The organism is Asaia sp. W19, from assembly GCF_003994335.1.
In the GTDB taxonomy this organism is placed as follows: Bacteria; Pseudomonadota; Alphaproteobacteria; order Acetobacterales; family Acetobacteraceae; genus Asaia.
In genome coordinates this window covers 164,004-183,081 of record NZ_PNQZ01000066.1, presented here as the reverse complement: position 1 = coordinate 183,081, position 19,078 = coordinate 164,004, and the positions used below count along the sequence as shown (strand labels likewise).

The window sequence follows — 19,078 nt, the reverse complement described above, 5'->3', positions numbered from 1 at the left end:
GAGCCCTATGTCTGTATTGCCACCCAGGCGACGGGACATAACAAATACTGGAATAACCCGTATGGCTGGTCCAACCTCGTCAAACATCTGAAGGAGAAAGGTTATCGCGTGATCTGTATCGATCGCGACCGCGTAGCCGGTAATGGTACGATCTGGCACCATATTCCGTATGGAGCCGAGGACATGACCGGTGCCCTTCCACTCAGTGAGCGCGCGCGGTGGCTGGCTCACGCCGATTTTTTCGTCGGCCTTTCAAGCGGGCTTTCCTGGCTCGCCTGGGCATCGGGCTGCCCCGTGGTGATGATCAGCGGTTTTACCGAGCCGTTCAACGAGTTCGAAACCCCCTATCGCATCATCAACCGGCATGTGTGCAATAGCTGCTCCAATGACGTGACAGTAGAATTCGAGCGGGTCAATTACATGTGGTGTCCGCGCCATGCGAATACGGAGCGCGATTTCGAATGCACGAAGATGATCTCTTATGAGCAGGTCGCCCAGACGGTGGACCGCCTGATCGCCGAAAGAGAATCATCAGGAGTGTCGACCCCACGCCCCTCTCCGGGAATGGCACAGCCATGCGATAGCCTGGATACCCACCCGCCGCACGCGCCTGAAGACAGGCTGGACGTCCCTGGGCAGGTACGGTCATGAGCAAGATTGATTCAATCATCGACTCCATCCTGAATTTCGACCCTCAGGGAGGCACCGACGCAGCCGCGCCGAACGAGAACGCGCCCCCTGTCCAGATCGCTGAAGGTGCCGCAACAGGGTCTGACAGCGCCGCACCGATCAGCGCGCCCTCGTCTGGGGGGCAGCCCGTCTCGGTCGCATCACCCTCGAACACGGCTTTTCCTGATCCAGCCCCCCATCCGACACAGCGGGAAGCCCATGGCATCGCCTTTGACTTCAACGCAGGGGCTCGCATCAGCGTCCCGGCCGGACGCTGGCATGTCACCCTGACCGATATGGAAAGATCGGTCTGTCTTTACAGCGACGCCGCCAGCAACTGCATGATCCTGGGGTCGAAGAAGTACTTCATCTCCGCACGTATCGAAGTCCGATCGCTTGATGATGACAGCATCGTCGTCGTTCACGAATATGACTGCCGTGATCGCGAGGTCGCGATACTCTTGCCCGGCAGCACGTTGGGCGATGCGGTTGGCTGGTTCTCCTACGCTGTGAAGTTTCAACAAAAACACGCTTGCCGCCTCACTGTCGCCATGAGTGACGCGGCGTGCAAACTCTTCGCAGGGCAGTATCCGGGCATACGCTGTTGCAGCTTTGCCGAATATGAGGCGAACCGGGAAAATTTCTACGCCACCTATTATATCGGTCTGTATTTTCAGGACGAGGCGCATGACTGGCAGCCATCGGATTTCCGTCTTGTAGGGCTTCATCGCACGGCCGCGCATATCCTCGGCGTCGATGACAGCGAGACCCCTCCGCGCATCAATCAATGGCCGGTAACGGAGCGGCCAATCGAGCAGCCTTACGTGGTAATCGCCACGCAAGCGTCGAGCCAGTGCAAATACTGGAATAATCCGTTCGGATGGGCCACGGTCATCCAGCGCCTCAAGGAAATGGGTTATGAAGTGGTCTGTATCGACCGTGAGGCGATCAGCGGCCACAGAAACCATTGGAATTACATGCCTCATGGGGTTCGGGACGAAACCGGAGCGCGCCCCCTGACCGAACGGGCATACTGGTTGCGCCATGCCGCCTTTTTTATCGGATTGTCCAGCGGTCTCTCCTGGCTTGCCTGGGCGGCGGGAACACCGGTGGTGATGATAAGCGGCTTCACACACCCGTCGAACGAGTTTCACACGCCCTATCGCGTGTTCAACCCGCATGTCTGCAATAGCTGCTGGCATGACGTGAGGACGCCTTTCGAGCACGGTAATCTGCTGTTCTGCCCACGCCACGCCGATACCTCGCGGCATTTCGAGTGCACCCGACTCATCATGCCCGAACACGTGATCGCCCATTGCGAAGCGCTCCACCATCAACTGACCGATGGCGCGCCTGCGTGAGCAGGCCTCTCGCCCCTCCGGTCTCAGATCTCAGCAAACAGGCCCTATAGAATGTATGAAGAAGATCAGGCGATTGTCGGCGCGGAGTCATGGAAGCAGCGCACCCTGGTCGATCTGCTGGAATTCAGAAGACTCACCAGGAAGGACAATCCAATCTTCCTTTTTCTCGGCGATGGGGAAAACATCACCGACAGGCTCAGCGCCGAAGAACTCCACAACCGGGCGTCACTGGCCGGAGCCCACTTGGCGCGCCTGCTCCCGACAGGCGCGCGCGTCATCCTGCTTTTCGAAAACGGTCTGGATTATATCGTCGCTTTCTTTGCCTGCCTGTATGCCGGGCACATTCCGGTCTCGGGAATCTATCCCAGCGCTATCGGTGCAAGCGAACGCTTTAGCTTCATCCTGCAGGACAGCGGCGCGCAGGCCGTTCTGGGCAAGCGCGACACGCTCACCCTGTTCCATCTACCCGACGCCAACGCGGTCAAGTGGATCCCTCTCGAGAGCGCCCTGAATGCTCCTCGGCCTATCGCCCCCGCAGCACTGACATCGGACTCACTCGCTCTCGTGCAATATACGTCTGGCTCCACCGAAAACCCGAAAGGGGTGTGCCTGAGCCACCGCAATATCTGCCATAACATTCATGCACAGCTTATTTCGTTTCAATATCAGGATGATGATACCGGTCTGAGCTGGCTGCCATTCACCCATGACATGGGGCTGGTGGGCGCCGTATTACCGGCTCTGGCTGCGGGAAATCCCTTCTACTTCATGGCACCCGACAAATTCATAGAGAAGCCCTCGCGTTGGCTTGAGGCAATCAGCCGCTATGGCGTCACCATTTCTGGCGGCCCTGATTTCGCCTATCGCTATTGCGCACGCCTGTCGGGCGAAGAGATTTCACCCCGCTGGGATTTCTCGCGCTGGAACATCGCCTTCAACGGTTCTGAGAATATCAGCCCGGATACCCTGGAAAAATTCAGCGCCACTTTTGGCCCGATGGGTTTCAAGAGCGCGGCGTTCTACCCCTGCTACGGACTGGCGGAAAATGCGCTTCTGGTGACATCAGGACGCAAGGGGCATGGCGTCTCCCTGGTATCGTTCGATCGTCTCGCGCTCAGCAACGGCGAGGCAGTCGTGACCGGCACCGATGACGCCGATGCTGTTACGGTACTCGCCAGTTGCGGGACCGCGCATGAAGACCAGCATGTCCATATCGTGGATCCGGAATTGCAGGTTTTTCTTCCTGAAGGCAGGGTAGGAGAGATCTGGATCGATAGTCCCAGTGTGAGCGTCGGCTATCTCAACAATCCTCTGCGCAATGCCCAGTGTTTTGTCATCAACGACGGCACCCGCTATCTCCGAACACAGGATTTCGGGTTTCTTCACGAGGGCGCATTGTTCCATGTCGGTCGGCTGAGCGAGAAATTCGCCTATGATGGGAATGTCTATTACACGAATGACATCGCAGTCTCTCTGAGCCAGGCAATGGATGGAGCACTCTGTATCGTCGCTCCGCCCGAACTGCCAAAGCGGGACCTCCCCTGTCTAATGATCGAAACCGCGGATGCTGCCCGCATCCCAGCCCTGCGTCAGGCCATGGCCGATACGATGAAAAGCTACCGTATCGATCGTTTCGCCTTTTATTTCATGCGCAAGGGCTTCGTCATCCGCACACCAAGCGGCAAGATCAGAGCCGACCTGACCCTCGGAAATATCCTGGCAGAGCCATCCTCCATCCTCGCCTCGGGTGACACACACACACCGATCGCAACTGGCATGACCCAGATGATCTGATCACGAGATTTTCCCGGTTCGGGCACAAAAAGAGAGCCGTGCGGGACGAGGCTGGCGGGAGGAGAATGCGTCCCTGCCCTCTCTCACCGCCCGCACCTATGGGCGAGGATACGCTCACATTACGGATATTCGAGGATATTTGCCTTGTCCTGCAGGGGCAGGGTCCATTATGCACAGGGCACAGTACTCGGGATATCTGCCTCTGCGCCATGTCCGCGTACCGCGCTTGTGGGTGTGCTCACGATATGACATTCTTGGCGCCAGCTCGATCAGGCTGCGTTTTATCAATAATCAAAGGCACTCTGCAAAATGGCAGATAATACCTCAGACAAGATCTTGCACCAGATCGCGCAGGGAATTGCATCACTCAACGCCGAATCCGCGCCGATCATCTTTGCCGATAACGTTCCCGTCTATGGTCATGTCGGCGGAATCATCACCGTCACTCTTGCAGCGGAGCGCCCCCACGGCAATGAGATCGTCATCGCCCCGACCGCCCATCTGCGTCTGCCCCCCAAGGCAGCCAAGCTTCTGGCAGAGTCCATTCTGAAGGCCTTCGCCATGGGTGAACGCAAGGAAGCGTCGGTCAACTGAGTCAGGGCGGAACCGGAACAGGCCCAGCAAGCCAGATACGTTTGCAGGGCGCTGGACACGGCACTCTTGCCGGCTGGCCGCAGCGCTCCCGCCCTGGTCAATCGCCCTTCGGACTCAGTCCAGCCTGCGCGGATTCCAGCCTTTGCAGATTGAGGCCTGCTGCCCTATCGCCGCAGGTCATGCCGGCCTCGTAATAGGCACGGGCATGGTCGATGTTGGCGGGAACACTGCCAAACCCTTCCTCATGGAGCAGGCCCAGCATGTTGAAGGCCTTGCCTATGCCCCGGCGCGCCGCTTCAACATAGGCATCATGCGCGCGCGCAGGATCGCATGGAACGCCCTGCCCGGTGAGGTGGAGATCGGCAAGATTATAGAAAGCCCATCCTTCTCCTCCTGCTGACGCAGCCTCGAAGCAGGCTATGGCGCGTTCCAGATCGCGCGGCGTTCCCCAACCGCGCTCATAAGCGCGTCCCAGCATATTGAGTGCAGCCGGATGCGCCGACTGCGCGGCCTGAGCAAAAAGCCGGAATGCTTCATGCCTCTCTCCTCGGTCCAGATGCCATTGGGCCAGATAGAGCGCAGCTTTCAGACGCTCATCGAGAACTGGCGCAGGATGTGGAAGCGACATCGTCAGACCGCTCTCTTCGCCTCCAATCTCTTCCGTTACGGAAGGCGGAACCAGTTTCGCGACTGTCATGCATCAGGCCTTGTCATGTGCAGAAGGGGAATGGTCTTGCGACCACTCCCCTTCTGCGCGCTCTTCCCTGCCCGAAGGCCGGTCGAGCCCATATCATCAGATCAGAAGCGCAGGCCGACCGAGCCGAGGAAGGTACGGCCCGAAAGCGGCACGGCACGCGAGGTCGAGAATGCCGAGGCGTAGTTGCGATGATTGGTCAGGTTATTGGCGTTGAACTGCACATGGTAATGCGAGATGTCGTAGGAAATCATGCCGTTGAGCGACACGTTATCCGGCATGCGCCCTGTGCGGCCTTCATTGGACCAGTAACCCGAGGAATACTGAACGCCACCACCGGCCTGCAACTTGCCGTTATTGGGCTTCAGGACCAGACGAGACACGTCATAGGTGCTCCAGACAGAGAGGCTGTTCGCCGGAAGCTGCGGGGCACGGTTACCGCCATAGAGCGCGCTGTTCGTGACCTTGCCGCCCATATAGGCATAGGAGCCATAGATCTCCCAGTCGCGGGTCAGCTTGCCGGACGCGCTGACTTCGAGACCACGAATGCGACGGCCGGAGCCCGCATCCTGGAAACCGGTGATGATGTTGCCGTCATCGTCATAGGTGAAGGAGTTGTTCTGCTCGATCTGGAAGATCGCGCCAGTCACGCCGAGGCGCTTGTTGAAGAAGTCGGCCTTGCCGCCCAGTTCGTAAAGATCGCTGCGCTGCGGCTTGAGATCGCGCCCATTGGCCGCCACGTCGCCGATGCTGGTCGAGCTCATGGTGAGTGAGGACACATCCGTACCGACAGGCTTATAGGACTGCGAGAAGGTGAAGTAGAAGGTCGTGTTCTCGAGCGGCTCATACATCAGGCTGGCCGACGGGCTGAACTTGTTCGATTTCTGCTTCTGCACACCGATCGCCGACTGGGCTGCGCTCCAATAGGTCGAGCGATAGTCGTCCCAGCGCACCGTGCCATAGACCGAGATCTGCTTGGTCAGATGGATCTTGTCAGCCAGGAACAGGCCCAGATCGCGAAAATCCGCCGTGCGGCTGCCCGTTGCCGGGAAGGTCAGCATCGTGCCCGGATATTCGAATTGCGGCGTACGGATCTTCTGGTTGTTCACCTGATTGATCCAGGTGCCGTAGAGGCGATCATCCTTGGTGTAGTTGATGTCGACACCGGCACGGATATCGTGGTGCATGAAGCCGGTCCGGAACTTGGAGTGACCCATGGTGACATTCTGCACGCCCCAACCGGCCTGATCATAGCCCATGCCGCCTCCGGCACCGTAGGCCAGTGTCGGATTGCCACCCGCGAGGAACGATGTCGCGCAGGCCCCGGAGCAGGCCGCGGGGGTCGTTGCTGCAAAATTGCGCGTGTAATGCGAATAACGCGTATCGTTCGAGAGCGTCAGCCATTTGGCCAGTTCGGAAGCAAATTTCGAGGTGACCATGTGCACATTGCCCATGTCCCGGTCGAAATTGCGCGAATAATTAGTATTGCGCGGCAGGCCATATTCCGTGATCGGACGATAGGTCTTGCCGATCTGGATCATCGATACGCCGTAATCCGGGCGACCACGGCTGCCGAGCCACTGATAATTCAGATGCCAGGTGTTCTTGGTTCCCAGCCCGACACCCAGATCAGCCGCAGCGCCATAGCGATCACTGCGGACATTGTTACGATCCGCCACCATCTGCTTGTTGTACATGCCGTTCACGCGAAGGGCGGTATGGGCGTTGATCTCGTAATTGGCATCGGCCGAACCGCGATACTGCATGCCGCTGCCAAAGGACTGATCGGCCCCGAACGCATTGCCGCTATGCGCCTTCTTGAGCGTCTGGTTGATCACGCCGCCCACATTGCCTGCACCGAAATACTGGCCGGACGGTCCCTTCACCACCTCGACGCTTTCTGTGTTGTAAACGTCGCGCACATAATTGCCGAAATCGCGCAGACCGTCCTCGTAGATATCGCCGCGTGCCTGCTGGCCACGGATGCGGAACTGGTTGCCGTTCATACCGCCATTGCCCTCACCCGCAGACATGGTGATGCCCGGAACGTTGGACAGCGCCTGATCGAGGGTGAAGAGTCGCTGCTCTTCGATCAACTGCTTGGGCACGACACTGACCGTCTGGGGCGTTTCACGCACATTATCCGGCATACGGCCGATATCGAGGGTCGTCGTGTTGGTGTTGAGCGTGTTGATCTGCTCCTTGCCATGCACGCGCACGGCAGGAAGAGCGATGGATTGCCCTTCGGCGGTCTTGGTGCCCGTAGCCGTCGTTTCCTGGGCCTCAGCTTCCTCAGCAGCACCCAGCCCCATGCCGGCGGTCAACGCCAGGAGAAGAAGGCGTTTCTGTTTTCCTGAGTATCCAGGGGAAAGCTTCGAGTGAAGCTCGCTATTCTTCTGCATCTCTCCGGGAAACGCGCAGTCTTCGGGCATATGATCCACCACAAATTCGTTTTCGATCACGAAGACAATCCGGCATGACCTCTGAAATGTTTTGACACAACAGGATCATCGTTGGGATCATTCTGTCGCATCCCTCTCCACCCGGAAGGAATACTCAGAATCACGGCGCACCGTCTTCGGCGACGTGTTTCTGCCATGTAACGCCGAGATGCAAACGATTCTTAAAATCTTTCTTAACTCGCGGTAAAACTGTGCTTTCACCGCCACAGTTCTCGATGCCGCAGTCAGGATTCAGATGAACTCGACATGCGTTTTGACCCCCAGCAACAACTGATTACGCAATCCGGGCTGAAGACCCGGATTAATGTAATATTGGAGGTCAGGTGCGATGGAGCCCCCCCGCCACACATGCATCTGATAGAAGGCCTCGATGACGCCCCCCCCATCCTGGGGGAAGCGCACATGTCGGGGTAGTTTGCCGTTACGACGCACCGCCTCACGCTGAGCATGCACGACAGAGCGCGAAACCTGTACCCATGAAGCATTGACCCCGATCGCGTCCGCGGGGCGCGACTTGACCATGCCGCGCATCAGGAAACCCAAGGAATATTGCGCCTTGCGCAACTGGGTGCGGGGCGAATTCCAGTACGCCACGCCCAGTACGGTCAGGCCGGCATCCGGTCCCCTGCCCTGAAAGCGCCAGACCATCTGATCGGCCATGACCCATGCGGACCATGATCCCTTTAGGCGTCGTGGCGTCCCATCAGTCAGATAGAGGCTTTGGCCGCTCCCCGTCTGAAAAGGCGAGTCATGCCGCGCCGTATCATAGACAAACCCGATCTTGTACCGACCGGGCAACGCGCGTTTGCCGCCGCCATGGGGCGACCAGGCTAGTTCGACTGGTAGCGCCACACCATCGATTGTGGCCCCGTTGAACTTGAAGCCGGTACGCGTCTGGTGATGCGTATAAATGGCCTCGGTTTCAGTGAGATACACCCCCGCCTGCGCAATCAGAACATCGCTGATCTGCACGCGCGCACGGGTTGCCCAGTTCGACATGGGAAAAGCCGCATGCGCCTTGTTATCGGCAGCCGTTCTCGGATTGCCGCAGAACGAGGCATTCATGAAATTGCAATAGAGCGGGTTGGCCGAGAAATCGGACAGAAAGGTCATGCGTCCCGCCGCCGCATTAACGCGGTCATACAGCATGGATTTCTCGACATAGGCAGAGACAAGATGAATGACCACATTGCCCACCCCACCATAAGTGGCCTGACTGGGGGTGAGGTAATCGCCGAATTTATGACTCGTCGGGCTGCCATAGCCACTGGCCAGCACGATATGGGTTGAAATGCCGCGTGCGCCCGCCAGACGCTCCCAGTCGATATCAGCCCCATAGGTCGCAATACCGACGTTCCCGACGCCTTTTTTCAATCCCTGATCCGGGGTGGGGGCATTGATCATGGCCTGCATCTCATTGGTATGCTGCACGTGAAGCATCACGCCGTGATCACGCAGGGAAGCGAGGCTTGTCAGAACTGTGCCGGAATCGGCATGAGCCGCTTTGATCTGCACCAGCCCGGTATACCCCGCGACAAGGCCCAGCCCGAACATCGCTCCGTGTCTTGCCCAGCGCCCCATTCTTCCTCTCCCCGACTTTATCGCCGCTTTTCCAGCCCGTCGTTTCAATCGACGGTTTGTGGCGATTTTCGGCCTGTCTGGCCCGAGCAATGTTTTGTCTGTTACGCTTGTGATCCGTCTCCCCCGTTTCCTGAAAGGGTCGATCATGAGCGACCATCCCTTCCGGCAGGTCGATGTCTTTGCCGCTGCCCCCTTCGCCGGCAATCCTCTGGCGGTGATTCTCGATGCCGACGGGCTTGATGACGCGCTGATGGCCCGTATCGCGAACTGGACCAATCTGAGCGAAACGACCTTTCTGTTGCGCCCTACCACCCCCGAGGCCTCATACCGCGTGCGAATCTTCACACCCGGCGGTGAACTCCCCTTTGCGGGGCATCCTACACTCGGCACGGCTTCCGTCTGGGCATTCCTTCCGGGCAACACTCATGACGGCATGATCGTGCAGGAATGCGGGGTCGGACTGGTACGCGTCAAGGTCGAGGCCGGACGCTACGCTTTCGCGGCGCCACTGCAGCGGCGCAGCGGCGCTCTTACGCCCGAGGAGCGCCAGACCGCCTGTGACGCACTTGGCCTGACCCCGGACGATATCCTCGACGCCGCCTGGGGGGATAACGGGCCACCCTGGCAGCTCCTCGCCCTGCGTGAGCGACGCGATGTCCTGGCCGTCACGCCGAACTGGTCGAAAATGGGCGATAATCTCTACGGCATCGTCGCGCCGTGGCAGAATGAACGCGATGAAACAGGCGCCGCTTTCGAAATCAGGGCCTTCGTGGGTCAGAACCAGGGTTTCGAGGACCCTGTGACCGGCAGTCTCAATGCCGCCATGGCGCAATGGATGATTGGCAAGGCTATGGCCCCCGAAACCTATCTGGCGAGCCAGGGCACGGCGTTGGGGCGCAGTGGGCGCGTCTCTATCCGGAAAGAAGACGACACGATCTGGGTGGGTGGCACCGTCACGCCCCGTATCGCGGGAACGCTCACCCTCTGAAACGACGAAAGGCGGCTCCATGGGGAGCCGCCTTCCGAAGCAGAGACAGGGTCGTCTCGGAGATAACCGACCTTACGGAACAAGGACCGTCTTAATGGACTTGTCGCCCTTCTTCATCAGGTCGAAGCCTTCCTTCCACTGATCCAGTGGCAGGGAATGGGTCACCACGCCTTCGACCGGCAGACGACCATCGGCAATGGCGGCGATGGTGAAGGGGTAGCAATACGGACCCAGATGGGCACCGAGCACGTCCAGCTCCTTGCGATCGGAGATGATCGACCAGTCGCAGGTCACTTCATCGCCGAACACGCTGAACTCGACGAAGCGGCCGAGCTTGCGGATCATGTGCAGGCCCTGACGAACGCTGGAGGGATGGCCGGTTGCTTCGATATACACATCGCAGCCATAGCCACCGGTCAGTTCCTTGACCTTGGCCACCACGTCTTCTTCCAGCGGGTTCATCACGATATCCGCGCCGAACTTCTTGGCCAGATCCAGACGGTCCTGCTTCGTGTCGAGCACGATCAGCTTGCTCGGGTTCTTCAGGCGGGCAGCGCCTACCATGCCCAGACCCAGCGTACCGGCACCGGCCAGAACCACCACGTCATCGAGCTGGATGTTCGCACGGTTCACGGCGTGAACGGAGCAGGCATAGGGCTCGATCAGTGCAGCAGCCTCGGCGGGCATGTCTTCCGGAACGCGGTGGGTGCGCGACGTCTTGGGGAAGCGCATATACTTCGCCATGGCGCCGTTCGTGTTGTTCTGGAAGCCGTACAGGTCGTGACGTTCGCACATCCAGTACTGCCCGCCCTTGCAGTAACGGCAATCGTCGCAGGGGACGATCTGCTCGCTGATCAGGCGGTCACCGATCTTGTACTGGCCGCGCAGGTTCTCGCCGATCTCGACAGCGCGCCCGATGAACTCGTGACCCGGGATCATCGGCGGCTTGACGTAGCGGGGCTGTTCCTTGTCGCCCCAGAAGGAAGGCGCGCCGAGGAAGCACTTGATGTCACCGGCGCAGATACCGACGGTCTCGACTTCGATGATGATGTCATCGGGACCGGCGCGGGGCACATCCACCTCTTCCCAGCGATAATCGCCGGGCTCGTAGGCGACGACGGCCATCATTTTTTCCGGCAGAGCGACGCTGGCTGCTTCTTTCTGCAGGGCGCCCAGATCAGGTGTGACGATCTTGTTCATGGTCTTGTCTTTCTGGATTGAGGCAGATCAGGCGTTGTGGTTGCGCGCCGGGACCTCAAGTTCTTTTGCAATGGTCTGCAGGATCAGGCAGCAGGAGGTCGCACCGGCATCGAGCACGCCGCGTGACCGCTCGCCCAGTCGGCTGGCGCGGCCGATACGAGCCACCAGATCGACCGTGGAGTCACGACCGCGTTCTGCCGCTTCCGACATCGCGATCAGGGCCTGCTCGAACGACTTGCCGTCATCCAGCGCCTTGTGGAAGGCTTCAACCGAAGGCTGCAGCGTATCGACAAGGGTCTTGTCACCCACGCGGGCATTGCCAAGGCTGTTGATCCCGGCCAGCGCCCCGTCGAGCATCTGGGCGAAAAGCTTGCCGTCGAGGAACTCGACATTGCGCAGTGGGATCGCCATGCCTTCGAAGAAACGACCGTAGAGCGGGCCCATCGAGCCGCCGATACCGGCCATCAGGGAGTCGGACAGGGCATCGAGGCCCTTTTCCATGACCGGCGGGTTGGCACCCAGGGCGTCACCGCAGCGGGCAAAGCCCTTGGCCATGTTAATGCCGTGATCGCCATCGCCGATCTTGCCGTCGATCTCGCTCAGCCAGTCGCGTGCCTTGACAATGGCATCGACCAGGGCCGGGATGACCTTCGTGGTTTCGGCCACGGGAATACCGCTCTTGGGCACGTATTTCTCGCCCGTCGCGGTCTTGACCAGCGCCTCGACCGGTTCGGCCGTGGCCGTGGGAGCTTCAGCGGCCTGAACCTGTGCCGCACCGGCACCGACACGCACCAGGCCAATGGACTCGGCGGGCGCAGCCATCAGGCGGTCCAGCTCTTCATCGGTCTTCATGATCGTCAGGGTGGCGCCCTTCATCTCAAGCGAGGTGAAGAGATTGCCAACGAAGCGATGCGCCACCTCGATGCCCTTCTCCTTCAGGAGATCGGCCACATCGGCATAGAGCACGTAGAGTTCGATGATCGGCGTGGCGCCCAGACCCGAAAGCAGCACCGTCACGCGGTCGCCCTTCGTGAAAGGCAGGTCGGGCAGGATGTGCTCGAGCATCAGCTTGGCGATGTCGCGCGAGCGGCCGAGTTCCTGAACGGACACGCCGGGCTCGCCATGATGGCCGATGCCGACTTCCATGGTGCCGAGTTCGATCGAGAAATTCGGGTGGCCGTTGGCAACGATGGTGCAGGGCGTGAGGCCGACACCGATGGAGCGGGTATTGGCGATGGCCTTGCGGGCCACGGCGATCACCTCATCCAGCGAAGCGCCTTCTTCGGCGCGGGCGCCTGCGGCCTTCCACATCAGGATCTCGCCAGCCACGCCACGACGACGCTCCGCTTCGCTGGCCGGGGCCGATGCGACATCGTCGGTAGCGACCACCGTCTCGACCTTGATGCCTGCCTGCTGCGCGTCACGGGCTGCCATGCGGACATTCATCGTGTCACCGGCATAATTGCCGAAGAGACAGGCCACGCCGGCGCCGGTATCGGCTTCCTTCATGGCGTCGAGAAAGCTCACAGCCGTCGGGGAGGAGAATATCTCGCCAATGGCGACGGAGTCGAGAAGGCCCGTGCCGACATAGCCGAGGAAGGCGGGCTCGTGACCCGAACCGCCGCCCGTGATCACGCCGACCTTGCGGCGGCCCGTGGTCTTGGCGCGCTTGACGACACGCGGGTTGGCCGTCTCGACGATGATATCCGGATGAGCGAGAAGCGCACCGCGCACGCCGTCTTCGACCACGCCATCGGGATCGTTGAAAATGCGGTCCAGCTTGGGCCGTGCTGCGGGAGACTGGGACGAAGCGCCATCACCATGACCGGTATGCGCTGCGTGAACGATTGAATGATCCATAATGGGCCCCATACTGCGTGCCGGGAAAACACCCTGTGTGCCCAAGAACCATAACCGTAACAGCCATTATGAACGAAATCACACTAACGAGAGTGATATTCGTTACCCAATATGTAGGATCGAAATGCTCCCAAATGGCCAATCGGCTTCCCGGCTTCCTTCCATCGCGTAAAATATCTCGCATTTGCAATGGGTTGCCGATAGCCACCCCTCTCTGCGCTATCTTGCCGGGACGCTTAGGAGACTGCTCAGTTTCATGTCACAATGTTATGGTGCACGTCACATGAAGCACAGACATGATTTAACACAGCTGCGAGCGCCCTCTGGAAGACCTCATCAGGGGGCAAGATCCGATTTCAGCGCAGCATCCTGCGACTGAAACCCCAGCCCAGGGCCATGACAACAGCATTGACAGCCAGGGCCGGCACACTCGGATTGAGGCCGCCGAGACTCGCCTGACTGGCTGCGAGGCCGAAGCCAGTGGCCAGCCCCGCCCCCAGCCCCCCAAGATAGAAAAGCGGCGCAACGCGCCAGCCTGCCACGCAGGCCAGCACGCCGGGCAGCATCTGGACCAGCCCGACATAAAAGAGCTTGTTGAGGGAGACGAGCAGCACCGGATGCATGGCGGCCGTCGCAACAGCGAAGACCAGATAGCTGGCAATAACCAGCAATCCCACCCGTTTCTGCTGTGCCGGCGGTACATGGGGCACGATATTGCGTGTGACGATGGCCGCAAGGCTGAGACAGACGGACCCAAGCCAGACCAGAGCCGTGAGGGCCACCGCACCATAGACAATGCCCGCCACCCAACCAGGCAGGCTGCGGCTGGTCACGGCCAGGAAGATCTGATCCGGCGTACCGCCCAACCCGGCATGGGTCATCCCGTAGGCCGCCACCACGAAAAGCAATGGAAACAGCGCCATATAAAGCGGCATCCAGACTTGCGCCCGACGGATCACGGCGGGGCTACGCGCCGAGAAAATGGCGGCCACGGCCTGTGGGGCGACGCAGAACCCTACGGCCTGCACGATGATCGTGCTCATGATCATGGCGCAGGCCGAACTGGCTGATTCCCCACCGGAAGATAGACTTTCTGCGAGTCCTCGGCTCTGCTCGGCGGAAAAATGCCAGAGCGTGAGCCCTGCCACCAGAAGAATGGCCAGAAGCACGAGCGTGTCCTTGAGTACGGAAATCAGCGCCGCTGCCCGTAATCCCGCAATAGCGACAAACAGGAACGCCATGAACGCCGCGGAGCCCGCAAGGACTAGTGGCGAAAAGCCGAGCCCCAGACGCGACAGCACGCCAGCGAGCCCAACGAACTGCATTGTACCCATGGGCAGCATCAGCATGACCAGGACAAGGCCGGTCAGCCACTCCGCGATGCGGCTCCGGTAATGGGCCCCTACCAGATCGGGGAGGGTGATGGCACCGCTGCGTCGTCCCGCCCGCCAGAGCGCCGGATAGAGAAAAAACCCGACCGGGAAGGCAAGCAGGATATACCCCACGAACCACAGCACGATATCGATCGACCCCGTTGCAGCAATGCCCCCGGGGAAACCGAGCAACGAGCCGATCGAATAGGTCTCCCCCACCGAGAGCAGAAAGAACAGCACAACGCCAAACTGCCCATGGGCAGCAAAGAAGGCGCGCGGATCGGCCTCATGATGCCCCCGACGCGAAAACAGGGCGAGACAGAGTGCCGCGAACAGGACGAGCCCGAAACCAAGTGCAATCATGCGTCCTCATCCGTCAGACGCGACGCGATCAGGAGGCAGAACGCAATAAGGGGGATGCAGACGAAGAGCCAGATCACCGCCATTGGGATGCCCTCCAGCCGCCAGGAAGCCCCATAGAGAAAGGGAACAGGCCCGAGCACGAGCAGGAAAGGCAGGAGCAGTCCTATGATCAGGGGCATACTGCGGCGCTTGATCCTCCCTCTCACCTGCCCGGTTCCGGCCAGGAGGTGACTGCGGCATCCCCATGACGCTCGAACCAGCGCGCAAGCTGCATCGCCTTCAGATCCTCGAAGCGATCGGTCACGATCTGAACCCCTATCGGCATGGTCCGGCCGTCGAAGCCCGGGCCGAACCCGGCATTCAGGCAGATGGCGGGTTGTTCGGTAAAATTCCAGGGCAGGGTATAGGCAATATGCTCGAAAGGTCTGTTTGCCGGATCATCAAGCGGCGAAGACCATTCCGCCGGAAAGGAGACGTTGGGCGTCACGGGCGAAATCACTGCGTCGAGCCCGTCGAACAGGGCTGCCCCTCTCTGCCGCAGGGTGAAACTGCCGCTCATGCCCCGCACGGCTTCCACACCACTGACGTCCGCCCCGGTTCGTGCCCAGGCGAGGATGGCGGGAAGAACCCGCGCCCGCGCTTCGGGGGAAAGACGGCTCAACTCCCCCCAGGCGCGCGCACGCCAGAACACATCGCAACCGTCGAGCAGCGAACGGTCGAGAATGGGCCCCACCGGTACAAGACGCGCCCCATGCGCTTCAAAAAGCCTCGCAGCCCGTTCCACGGCCTCCGCCACCGGAGCTTCCAGCGCCATGCCGCATCCAGCCTCCATCATCACGCCGATCCGTAATCCGGCCACGCTCGTGATCGGCTGCGCCCAGTCGATCGCCTGATAGAGCAGGCTTGTCGCATCGCGTCGGTCGGGCCGGGTGATCACCGCCATGATCTCGGCCGCATCCTCTACACAACGCGCCATCGGCCCTGCGCACCGCCCGAGATAATAGGGATCGATGGGAATACGCCCCTGGCTTGGCTTGAACCCGACGAGCCCGGTCCAGGCGGCGGGCAAACGCACCGACCCACCAATATCCGTGCCGATATGGACGGGCCCATATCCAGCAGCGGCTGCCGCAGCAGCGCCCGCGCTCGATCCGCCGGGATTGGCTGCCAGATTCCACGGATTGCGTGTCAGCTCATGAAAACTGGATACGCCCGACGACAACATCCCGATATCCGGCACTGTGGTACGCGCGAAAATCAGCGCGCCTGCCTCGCGCAGGCGTGCCGCGACCGGTGAGTCGGCTCTCGCCGGGACGAGCGTCGTGGCCGCTGAGCCCTGAGGCACAGCCACGCCCTGGGTCGCGATCAGTTCCTTGACCGTCGCGGGAATCCCGTCGAGCGCCCCCATAGGCCTGTTGTCACGCCAGCGCTTAGTGGCGAGATCGGCCTCCTGCCTCGCCATCTCGGGCTCAAGATGCCAAAGCCCGCCCAAAGGGGGAGTCGCCGCCTGCCACGCCGCGATACGGGTCAGAACGGCCTCGATCGCATCGCGCGGCGTGAAACCACCCGCGGAGAACCCTGCGCGCAGCGCGCCTATGGAGAGATCATGCATCAGTAATGCGCTCCGAAACGCAGACCATAGACACCGGGCATGCCAGACAGGCCGATGTTATCTCCTGTCAGGAAGAAATTGCGCGTCACGTCATATTTCTTGTCGAGGATATTATTGCCGAACGCGCTCAGGCTCCACCATCCCTCATGCGGCGCAAAGGACGCCGTTGCCCCCCAGAGCGTGTAGCCTGCCACATCGTAGAGGGACCCGAAAAGAGAGCGATAGGTCGAACGCAGGCTGTAATTGAGCCCCAGACTCGCCTCATAGCCTCCCATGCGCCAGCGATAGACCGCCGAGCCATTGAAGGTGAGCTTCGGGGCGGGGAGCGAGACACCTTTCTTGTTCTGCGTGACCGGCACAAAGACACCATTGACCCGCGTCGCAGCATAGACGGCGTCAAACCTGTCGAACTGGCCGACAGCCCACCCGCCGGACTGGGTGAGCATGAGCCCCTTGAGCGGGGACCAATCAGCCTCGAATTCACCACCCGCCAGATGGGAGCGCGGCGCATTGGCGATAGCCCCGATCAGACCGGTCTGACTATTGACCGCCGCAGAGAGCACCTGCTGGTCGTGATAGTCGTAATAGAAGGCCGAGACATTCAGGCGCAGATGGGCGGCAGGAATATCGAGCTTGTTGCCGATCTCATAGGCCAGAAGCTTCTCGGGCTGATAAGGATTCGAGGAAGCCTGGGCATTGGTCGTATTATAGGTCGTGTAGCCACCCGAGTTGATCCCACGCGAGACGGAAACATACAGCAAGTCATGAGGCGCCAGATCATAATGAAGCGCCACTTTCCATGACGGAAGGGTGTAATCCAGCGTGCGCCGCGCCACCCGATTACCGGGATTGAGCACATTGCCAGCAAGATCATAGGTGAACGCCCGATAATCATGCAGATCGCGTGATTCATGCTCGACACGCACGCCGCCCACCAGACGCAATCGGGGCAATAGCTTGAGGGTGCCCTGACCGAACCCGCTGATCGTGTTGACCTTGGTGCTGTAAAAGACGCCACGATCAAGGCCCGTGGCATCGGTAAAACCGGAATAATACTGATCGGCCAGATACTCATTGCCGTAATAAAGACCAGCGACCCAGTCGAGGCGCTTGCCGGGGGTAGAGACCAGACGCAGCTCGTCCTGAAACACATTGGCGCGGCTGTTGAACGCGACATCGGCCAGAGCAAGAGCAGAGGCGTCGAAATTGTCATATTCCCGGCGCGAGGACACGTCATAACTCGCGAGGTTACTGAGCGTCGCGAAGGACAGGCTCTGATCGAGTTTGAAGCTTGCCCCGCCCGTATCGATATGATGATAGGGCTTGTCGCCGGGTGAAATACCTATCAGGCGCGCGAAGCTGGTCGATGTTCCCCAACGCGTGATATCGCGCTCATGATCCTGCGGGAAAACCGGTGCCCCCGGACGATAGACCGCCTGGGTTGTCTGCGGCGCAAAGAGATGCAGCCCCGCCCCATCGGACCGGTCGATGCTGCCATGCATATCGAGCGCCGCCTTGAGCCTGTCGGTCACCTGCATGTCGGTCAACCAGCGCAGAGCCGTGCGATCAGTGGCGCCCAGATGGGCGCCTGCCCCGTCATATTGCCAGGCGCCGCCCTGCTGGCTCTCACCCGCGAGGCGCATACGCACATGAGCGGCGACCGGCCCCGAAAGGAAGAAATCGTATTTCTGAGCACTGAAGGAGCCGATCTGCACGTCGGCCCCGGCGGCCAGATGATCGGTCGGCTGATTGAACACGTAATTGATCGCACCGCCCGTAGTGTTGCGCCCGTAGAGCGTACCCTGAGGGCCGCGCAGCACCTCGACACGGGCAACATCGAACATCAGGCCGTTACTGGCCCAGGGCACGGGTATCGCGACCCCATCCATCGTCACGCCCACCGGCGACACATTCGATGAACCGTAGTCCTGATGACCCACGCCGCGTATCTCGAAATCGGGCTGGCCGGAGCCGAATTGCGGCGTCACCTGCAAGGAGGGCGTCAGATATTGCAGATCGAACACCGAATTTACATTGCGCGCAGCCAGCTCCCTACCGCTGATCACACTCAGCGACGTGGCAATCTTCTGCGGGTTTTCCCGTCGATGCTCGGAGGTGACGGTGATCTGTTCCAGACCCGGCTGACGAACTGCCGAGGCCGCTTTCCGATCGCTTGCTGGGCGCGGCCCGGGAGGAGTTACCCGCATAGGATGCACCGTAGAGGACGACGCGCGCGTGGAATGCGATGGGCCCTGAGTGTCAGACCTCCCTCCAGAAACACCGGGGGGCACAGTAGCAAGCGCAGTGCCCCCTTTCATGACGAGGGCTGCGATGATCAGAGGTCCATATGCCGTGATGGGCCCGATACGCCTCATGCCGCTTCCCTCCGACCAATACGATTCGTTTTCGTAATGATAAGGAAGAAGAAAACAGAGTTACAATACGCAATACGGGCGATCTGACCGGTCCTTCCGTGATCCATTGACCATCAGAAGGTTCTAACCGCGTCTCGGGAGGATAGGCCAGC

General features: G+C 60.3%; 14 protein-coding genes. 5 read left to right on the top strand and 9 right to left on the bottom strand.

The window, feature by feature from the left end:
- The 4 genes from C0V97_RS14390 to C0V97_RS14375 all read left to right on the top strand — a co-directional run.
- A partial coding sequence (locus C0V97_RS14390) for an autotransporter strand-loop-strand O-heptosyltransferase (protein ID WP_127103256.1) occupies positions 1–651 on the top strand: 651 nt, incomplete at its 5' end.
- Entirely contained in the window at positions 648–2,030 is a 1,383-nt protein-coding gene (locus C0V97_RS14385) for an autotransporter strand-loop-strand O-heptosyltransferase (RefSeq protein WP_127103255.1), read from the top strand. The genes C0V97_RS14390 and C0V97_RS14385, both read left to right, overlap by 4 nt.
- Before the next feature lie 51 nt (positions 2,031–2,081).
- Positions 2,082–3,824 (top strand): AMP-binding protein, encoded by a 1,743-nt coding sequence (locus C0V97_RS14380; protein WP_127103254.1) that lies wholly within the window; start codon positions 2,082–2,084, stop codon positions 3,822–3,824.
- A gap of 309 nt (positions 3,825–4,133) precedes the next feature.
- Positions 4,134–4,418, top strand: a complete 285-nt coding sequence (locus tag C0V97_RS14375) for a hypothetical protein (RefSeq protein ID WP_127103253.1) — start codon at positions 4,134–4,136, stop codon at positions 4,416–4,418.
- 97 nt (positions 4,419–4,515) lie between these two features.
- Here the strand turns inward: C0V97_RS14375 and C0V97_RS14370 are convergent, their stop codons facing one another.
- The 3 genes from C0V97_RS14370 to C0V97_RS14360 form a co-directional block, all read right to left on the bottom strand.
- Complete coding sequence (locus C0V97_RS14370; RefSeq protein ID WP_127103252.1) at positions 4,516–5,115, bottom strand: tetratricopeptide repeat protein; 600 nt, start codon at positions 5,113–5,115, stop codon at positions 4,516–4,518.
- Positions 5,116–5,216: 101 nt separating this feature from the next.
- Positions 5,217–7,514, bottom strand: coding sequence for a TonB-dependent siderophore receptor (locus C0V97_RS14365; protein ID WP_127103273.1), 2,298 nt, complete (start codon positions 7,512–7,514; stop codon positions 5,217–5,219).
- A gap of 291 nt (positions 7,515–7,805) precedes the next feature.
- Complete coding sequence (locus C0V97_RS14360; protein ID WP_158625435.1) at positions 7,806–9,128, bottom strand: carbohydrate porin; 1,323 nt, start codon at positions 9,126–9,128, stop codon at positions 7,806–7,808.
- Between the two features lie 172 nt (positions 9,129–9,300).
- Between C0V97_RS14360 and C0V97_RS14355 the strand changes: the two genes are divergently transcribed.
- Positions 9,301–10,143 (top strand): PhzF family phenazine biosynthesis protein, encoded by an 843-nt coding sequence (locus C0V97_RS14355; RefSeq protein ID WP_127103250.1) that lies wholly within the window; start codon positions 9,301–9,303, stop codon positions 10,141–10,143.
- A gap of 72 nt (positions 10,144–10,215) precedes the next feature.
- On the opposite strand, the gene C0V97_RS14350 is transcribed toward C0V97_RS14355, so the two are convergent.
- From C0V97_RS14350 to C0V97_RS14325, 6 genes are all read right to left on the bottom strand, one after another.
- Entirely contained in the window at positions 10,216–11,343 is a 1,128-nt protein-coding gene (locus C0V97_RS14350) for a zinc-binding dehydrogenase (protein WP_127103249.1), read from the bottom strand.
- A gap of 27 nt (positions 11,344–11,370) precedes the next feature.
- A complete protein-coding gene (dhaL, locus tag C0V97_RS14345; protein ID WP_127103248.1) occupies positions 11,371–13,203 on the bottom strand; it encodes a dihydroxyacetone kinase subunit DhaL in 1,833 nt (610 codons plus the stop codon).
- A 356-nt stretch (positions 13,204–13,559) separates the two neighbouring features.
- Positions 13,560–14,939, bottom strand: coding sequence for a sodium:solute symporter family transporter (locus tag C0V97_RS14340; protein WP_127103247.1), 1,380 nt, complete (start codon positions 14,937–14,939; stop codon positions 13,560–13,562).
- Positions 14,936–15,118, bottom strand: a complete 183-nt coding sequence (locus tag C0V97_RS14335; RefSeq protein WP_127103246.1) for a hypothetical protein — start codon at positions 15,116–15,118, stop codon at positions 14,936–14,938. Before C0V97_RS14335 ends, C0V97_RS14340 begins: the two co-directional genes overlap by 4 nt.
- A gap of 23 nt (positions 15,119–15,141) precedes the next feature.
- Positions 15,142–16,551, bottom strand: a complete 1,410-nt coding sequence (locus tag C0V97_RS14330; RefSeq protein ID WP_127103245.1) for an amidase — start codon at positions 16,549–16,551, stop codon at positions 15,142–15,144.
- The gene (locus tag C0V97_RS14325; RefSeq protein ID WP_158625434.1) at positions 16,551–18,758 is read right to left on the bottom strand and encodes a TonB-dependent receptor; all 2,208 of its coding nucleotides are present in this window, start codon (positions 18,756–18,758) and stop codon (positions 16,551–16,553) included. The genes C0V97_RS14330 and C0V97_RS14325 overlap by 1 nt, the downstream gene beginning before the upstream one ends.
- Positions 18,759–19,078: the final 320 nt, after the last annotated feature.

What these genes read in the sequence shown, in the direction of transcription:
- C0V97_RS14325 (WP_158625434.1), bottom strand. Translation starts at nt 18,758, where the DNA reads ATGCGGGTAACTCCTCCCGGGCCGCGCCCAGCAAGCGATCGGAAAGCG.
- C0V97_RS14370 (WP_127103252.1), bottom strand. Translation starts at nt 5,115, where the DNA reads ATGACAGTCGCGAAACTGGTTCCGCCTTCCGTAACGGAAGAGATTGGA.
- C0V97_RS14360 (WP_158625435.1), bottom strand. Translation starts at nt 9,128, where the DNA reads ATGTTCGGGCTGGGCCTTGTCGCGGGGTATACCGGGCTGGTGCAGATC.
- C0V97_RS14375 (WP_127103253.1), top strand. Translation starts at nt 4,134, where the DNA reads ATGGCAGATAATACCTCAGACAAGATCTTGCACCAGATCGCGCAGGGA.
- C0V97_RS14385 (WP_127103255.1), top strand. Translation starts at nt 648, where the DNA reads ATGAGCAAGATTGATTCAATCATCGACTCCATCCTGAATTTCGACCCT.
- dhaL (WP_127103248.1), bottom strand. Translation starts at nt 13,203, where the DNA reads ATGGATCATTCAATCGTTCACGCAGCGCATACCGGTCATGGTGATGGC.
- C0V97_RS14330 (WP_127103245.1), bottom strand. Translation starts at nt 16,551, where the DNA reads ATGCATGATCTCTCCATAGGCGCGCTGCGCGCAGGGTTCTCCGCGGGT.
- C0V97_RS14340 (WP_127103247.1), bottom strand. Translation starts at nt 14,939, where the DNA reads ATGATTGCACTTGGTTTCGGGCTCGTCCTGTTCGCGGCACTCTGTCTC.
- C0V97_RS14365 (WP_127103273.1), bottom strand. Translation starts at nt 7,514, where the DNA reads ATGCAGAAGAATAGCGAGCTTCACTCGAAGCTTTCCCCTGGATACTCA.
- C0V97_RS14355 (WP_127103250.1), top strand. Translation starts at nt 9,301, where the DNA reads ATGAGCGACCATCCCTTCCGGCAGGTCGATGTCTTTGCCGCTGCCCCC.
- C0V97_RS14350 (WP_127103249.1), bottom strand. Translation starts at nt 11,343, where the DNA reads ATGAACAAGATCGTCACACCTGATCTGGGCGCCCTGCAGAAAGAAGCA.
- C0V97_RS14380 (WP_127103254.1), top strand. Translation starts at nt 2,082, where the DNA reads ATGTATGAAGAAGATCAGGCGATTGTCGGCGCGGAGTCATGGAAGCAG.
- C0V97_RS14335 (WP_127103246.1), bottom strand. Translation starts at nt 15,118, where the DNA reads ATGCCCCTGATCATAGGACTGCTCCTGCCTTTCCTGCTCGTGCTCGGG.